Raw genomic sequence first — 5,569 nt, 5'->3', positions numbered from 1 at the left:
TGACTGCCTGACTCACCAACGAAGAGTCACGCGACGAACTCGTACACCAACCCCATGGACTTGACCGCTGGGTCAGAACACGAGCGTAAGACCGGCACCGCGGTATGTGACAGCGATCCGCTGAAATTGCATTACAGCTGGTGCCTGGCCGCCGTCGGCGCAGCGTCGTCTCGGCTTCACCGACGTAGTGCTGCTGTGCATTCCCGAATCCGCACAGCTGATACGACAAGCAACGGTGACCCCACCCGTCGTCGTCGACATTTCGATCTGCACGCGCGACTGGCCGATCCGCTTGCCGCATGGTCCACAGCCCTCGACAGCCTCGACCCCGGTCGCGTTGTCCATAGCTTCCCCGATCGGCTCGACGCAACAGCGCTCCGAGCCCACGGGCCGATAGGTACGACCTCGACCTGCTCAATGCCTTGGTCCAGGCGCTTCCCGCCATCTGACCCGATATTGCCGCAACGCTCCACCGGCCACACAGACTCGCCGCCCGACAGTCCTGTCCGCCTTTGCCCCCGCTCGATCCCTGCAGCTAGGGATCCGCTTGGGGACGGCTGGCGCCGGTGCACTGTCGGCAGAATTCATCCCGCTGATGATTCCGGCAACGAGACGGCGCTCCGCGATAGCGCAGCCGATGACAAGGCAGCCCACCGCTAAGCTAAGCCGGGTTGCCCGCCTCAGGCAGCCGCAGGAGATCGAGCATCAAGAATCCGAGGCGCTGCAGCAGCTGCGCGTGGTCGTCCGGCCACGCCTCGCGCATGCTTTCCGCGGGACGAGGCTCGATGACCTGCCGGATCACGAAGCCGGCATCGGTGGCTGCCGCACACGTCTCGCTGAGCGGCTCGCGCCAGAACCGCACCTCCAGCTCACCCCCACCGAGGCGCCAGGTGTCTGCTTCCAGCACCACCTCGAAATACTAACCGCCCTGACGAAGCCAATTCGTTGTCGGGTGCTGCGTCGAGATCACACACCGACCAACCGGCCGCAGCAGAGGCGTGGTGACCGGGGTGGGGCAGTCTCGGCACCGTGAGCCACAGTCAGCTGTGTGTGCTTGGTCCCTCCCCGGCCGTCATCAGATCCACCCACTGGCATTGCGGGCCACGGACACACCCCAACGCCAACTCGTTCTCGGACAACGTCTGCCACAGCTCCTCCGCCGCGGACGCCTCATGCCCTCCTCTTCAACCGCACTCCACCGCCGGTGCGGAGAATCGGAGACGGCCATGTCGTACAGCGATGCCGACCCAGCAGGACCGCACACTCGTGTATTAGCCCGGCTAGCTGTCAATGCCGTTCCGGGATGGCAGCTGATAGCATACGCACACGCGACGACTTGTGACCTAACCCACACGCTATTATTTCAGGAGGCTCAGATGACGCGGCAAGCAACACTATCCCGTGGCGCGCTCACCTGCATCGCCTCCGCTGCGCCGGGGGACTGCGAGCAGCCAAAATCAGTCCCGATCTTAGTAACGGTCGCCCGCGATTCCCTTCAGTTGGCCCTCGAATTGATCTACGAGAATCCCTGCGAGCCAGTACCACTTGCCGTTGATGTAGACGGGTCGTCAGTAGTCGCTCTCATCAGCGTCGACACCATACAGATTTTGAGTGAGGGCTGGCCCACCCTTGTACTTGAAGGCTGCGTGTATGCAACAGCCTCGCCCGGCGGATACGTCCCGCGAAACCGGCTAATGCAAGAACGAGTCACGATTGTTCTCGACGGCATCGACGAAACGGAAGCCACTGGGGTGATGCAGCCATGCATGAATGGTGCATCGCTGACTGACCGTCAACTCTAGGACAACACCGAAGACTCATCGAAGCCAACCGGTTCCGTCGCGCACATGATGTCATTCACTCGAATGACACCAGAGTTCTCAACGCGCATTTCACCTGCATCTACTCGCGCTACTCGTATAGTCTGGCAAACCGACCAGATTGTTTGAGGGCATCGAGAGGCACGGAATGTCATACGGACGACTCAGAGACGCAGTTGCGAACCGCCGAGCATTAGTCATTGCTGGCGCGGGAGTCACTATAGCGTCCGTGTCTCGCGATGCACAGCCTAGGACCTCCTGGAAGGGCTTACTGGAGTCTGGAATCGAGTATGTAAAAGAAAATATCGACGCCGACTGCGACGACTGGATTTCATGGGTCCAGTCCGATCTAAAACAGTCCGAAAACATCGCAGACGCTTTTATTATGGCGGCTCAGAAGATCAAGAATAAACTGCCCGACGGCCACTACCAAGCCTGGTTGCGCGAGGCCATCGGCGACCTTCAGGTTGCCGATGATCGTCTAATTAAAACAATCGCTCGACTCAATACACCGATTGCAACGACCAACTACGACCAGTTACTAGAGAGAGCCCTAGGTCGACAATCAGTTGATTGGACAGATCCAGCAGGCATGCAGAGCGCGCTACAGTTGCGATCTGACGATGTAATGCATTTGCATGGAGTTTGGAGCAAAACTGAATCCGTAATTTTCAGCTCGGAGAGTTACGGGAAAATTGTCGCGGACCAATCCGCTCAACTGCTTCAAAATTCAGCCGCTACCGCCACTTCCTTCCTCTTCCTTGGGGCCGGAGCGACAACAGACGACCCAAACTTGGGCCACTTGATGTCATGGATTCAGCAGCAGATACCTCGGTCCGACAACTTTCATTACCTTTTGTGCCTCCGCGACGACTTGAAACGCTTGCAAGATCAGTGCAATGGGACCTGCATCCAGCCCGTTGCTTTTGGGGCCTCCTACAGTGACTTGAATGGTTATCTGACTAGACTTGCGACTGACGCATGGGGCACCGAGGTAACCGCCGACATTGTGCGCCTCAATACAACTTCTCTACATGCAATCGCCGACCGGGTCAAAGGCGAAGTTATTATTTCCAGCCACACCCGAGATACTGCCGCCCTGGGTTTAGATGACCTGCTTATTCCACCGGTACTATTGCCTGCTGCGCATGAAGATCTGATCCGAAATGCGGAAGATGATATTCCTGGACAACGAGTGCGCTGCGACGTCCGGGATGAGGCAAAAGAACTTTCGGGAATGATCGTAATCGGAGAGGAAACATCTGGACTCACGTCCGCGCTCGAATGGCTAGTTCACGAGCGAGCACGGACATCCGGGAATTTGATCCCCGTGATCGTAGATTTCTCCACATTTAGCAAAAGCGTCCACCCACTCCACCGTGCGATCCGACGTGAGCTAAATGAAATGGAAGTTCCCGTGGCACCCGGCGAAGACCTACCTCGGGTGGTTGTGGCCATCGATAACGTTGTCTCGACCCAAAACTTGAGCTCTGATGTGCACAAAATGTTTGAGCGATTAGTGATCGACCTTGACGAGTCTTTTGTCGAAGGATTCGTGATCGGGTGTAGGCCGGGGGCAGAGTTCGACATCATCAAGAGACTCGAGTCGACTCGATTGAGCGCGAAGACGCGCTACATCGGCCACGTCACTTTTACCGATGCAAAACGGCTCGCTCGCCTAGTATCTCCCACGCGCGCCGACGAGCTGGCCGACCGTGCATTTTCTATTATCAACAGGGAATGCTTGTCTAGAACGCCAATGACGATGGCGCTCTTATTTGACGTTCTCCTAAGGGGAGAAGTCACACTCGCAACTGCATCTGACACCGCTCTACTCGACGCGTATGTCAGTCTTCTTCTGGGTAGAGGTAACCCATACGACGACGCGAGATTCTCACTTGACTCGAAGGAACGAGAAGCGATTCTCGCAACGTTGGCTGAACGATTTGTCAGAGAACGTGCCGGGTCTATCTCGCAATCCGACACCATATCGACCTTCGAGAAACTCTTTGACGAAGTCGGATGGGACGATGTCCCCACCGAGGTACTGGAAAATCTTAAATCAAGACATATTCTCTCGTACAGTCGCGGCCAAGTTAAATTCACACAGACTAGCTTCCTTCACTTGTTCGCAGCGAAGCAAGCTACCGAATCCAACGACTTTAAAGAGTTCCTTCTGGCAAATCCTCTCTATTATGCTCCGATTATTGCGCACTATGCAGCGTTGACAAGAAACGATATAGACGTCCTGCAACGCGTGGGCCAGTTGGTGACCGTAGATATAGGCGTATCCTCGGAGGTAGCACCCATATTCTCCGAGTCGGATCACGATCGGTCGATACTGCAGTCCGACGACCTGGAAGAATTTGCGCGAACCCTTGACCCCACAGCGGACAAAGATGCCTCTACGGCAGAAAACCAATTGAGCACCCAGCATAGTGAGGACGCAGATGACGACGAAGACAAGGACTATTACTACGGAAAGCTAGTGCCGGTGAAGGAACGCGCACCCTACCCAGCAAATAACATGGATGATGCGCCACCGCTCATGAGATCAATTGCTGCTCTTTCACTAGTGTCTAACGTCCTGCGCGATTCCGAATTAGTGAGAAATGTCGAGCTGAAAACATCGATTCTGCACAATACTCTCGTTATCTGGGGCCGACTCGTCCACATCCTCGACACAGACGAGCGCATGCGAGAAATCGCACGGGATCTCGCGGAAGAACTAGCAGAAGAGTTCGAGATCAAGAGCAGCAAGCGTGAAGAATTCGTCTTCAGCCTATCCTCCACGGTTGGACTATTCATCGGTTCGGGAGCAATGGCATCAAACTTGGCCTCCAGGAAGCTGCTAAAAGCGCTGGATGGCTGCTTCGAAAACGACGAATTCCTTGACAATATCGGGGCTACGGTCATGGGGGCGTTGCTTGCCTATGAAACCGGAGCAAGCGATTGGCCGGAAAAGTTCGTAAAGACGCAGTCACAGCATGGCGGTGTGCTCGCAGTTTATATGCTCATGTGGAAATTTGCTGTTCGTACATATTATTCCGACCGCACACTCAAGCACGATGCTATCCAGGCGCTTGAGGAATTCATGTGCGCCAGGGAGATACGGCGACATCGGCTAACTCAAAGGTCAGAAATTCAAGCGAAAAGAACGGAGCTACTAACAAAAATGAGAAGGTCCCGTGCAATCGCGCTGGCCGAGGCGTCGGCCAGGCAAGTGATAAGCGAGCGGAGCGCTCAAAAATCTATTGGAGGCAGGGTCGAATGAAATTTCTTCCGCTCTCGGAACCTGCGCAGACACATCGACAAGATCAAAATAAACACGACTGTACTACTTGGCGGACTCTCGGTACTCGCGGCCACCCATCGGGCTCGGGTTTCATTCAGAGCCTTCGACTCTGACGACCTCGTGCCCCGTTGTCCCCCAGGCGCTGCGCTCATGACTCCACACCGCCGACTGCCGGGCAGTGGGGAGCGAGCCGAGGATGCGGTCGTAGCAGCGGCCCGCCGCAGCCAGCGCCATGTCCAGGTCGTGGAGGTCCGCGGTCAGTGGACTGTTGCGGGCGGCCTTGCCCCACTGCGTCGCCCACGCCGGGCCCGGGCTCACCAGCGTCGCCGGCAGCGCGGGCAGGCCACGCACGCGCCGTTCCCGCTCGACCGCGTCCACGGTGGAGGCCAGATCGATGGGCAGGAACATGCTGATCAGCAGCAGATCCACCAGATCACGGAACCGTCCCGACGCC

The 5,569-nt window shown here is 56.7% G+C and carries 3 protein-coding genes and 1 pseudogene; 2 read left to right on the top strand and 2 right to left on the bottom strand.

Translation table 11 applies throughout. From position 1 onward, the window contains the following. Positions 1 to 661: 661 nt before the first annotated feature. Positions 662 to 910 carry a hypothetical protein gene (locus tag AZG88_RS31245; protein WP_061700073.1) on the bottom strand — a complete coding sequence of 83 codons (249 nt, stop codon included), beginning with the start codon at positions 908 to 910 and terminating at the stop codon, positions 662 to 664. Positions 911 to 1,376: 466 nt separating this feature from the next. Here AZG88_RS31245 and AZG88_RS52090 point away from each other — a divergent pair, with 466 nt between their 5' ends. Further along, positions 1,377 to 1,802: a hypothetical protein gene (locus AZG88_RS52090; protein WP_156517660.1), complete on the top strand. Its 426-nt coding sequence runs from the start codon at positions 1,377 to 1,379 to the stop codon at positions 1,800 to 1,802. Between the two features lie 247 nt (positions 1,803 to 2,049). Beyond that, positions 2,050 to 5,094, top strand: a complete 3,045-nt coding sequence (locus AZG88_RS50790; protein WP_197487965.1) for an SIR2 family NAD-dependent protein deacylase — start codon at positions 2,050 to 2,052, stop codon at positions 5,092 to 5,094. Between the two features lie 111 nt (positions 5,095 to 5,205). Here AZG88_RS50790 and AZG88_RS52990 read toward each other — a convergent pair. Continuing rightward, positions 5,206 to 5,569 (bottom strand): annotated as a pseudogene (locus tag AZG88_RS52990) (hypothetical protein); the annotation flags it as partial.

It is taken from the genome of Rhodococcus sp. LB1, assembly GCF_001583455.1.
GTDB lineage: Bacteria > Actinomycetota > Actinomycetes > Mycobacteriales > Mycobacteriaceae > Rhodococcus_F > Rhodococcus_F opacus.
Note: the sequence above shows the minus strand (reverse complement) of the source record. Positions and strands in the feature narration are given on the sequence as shown.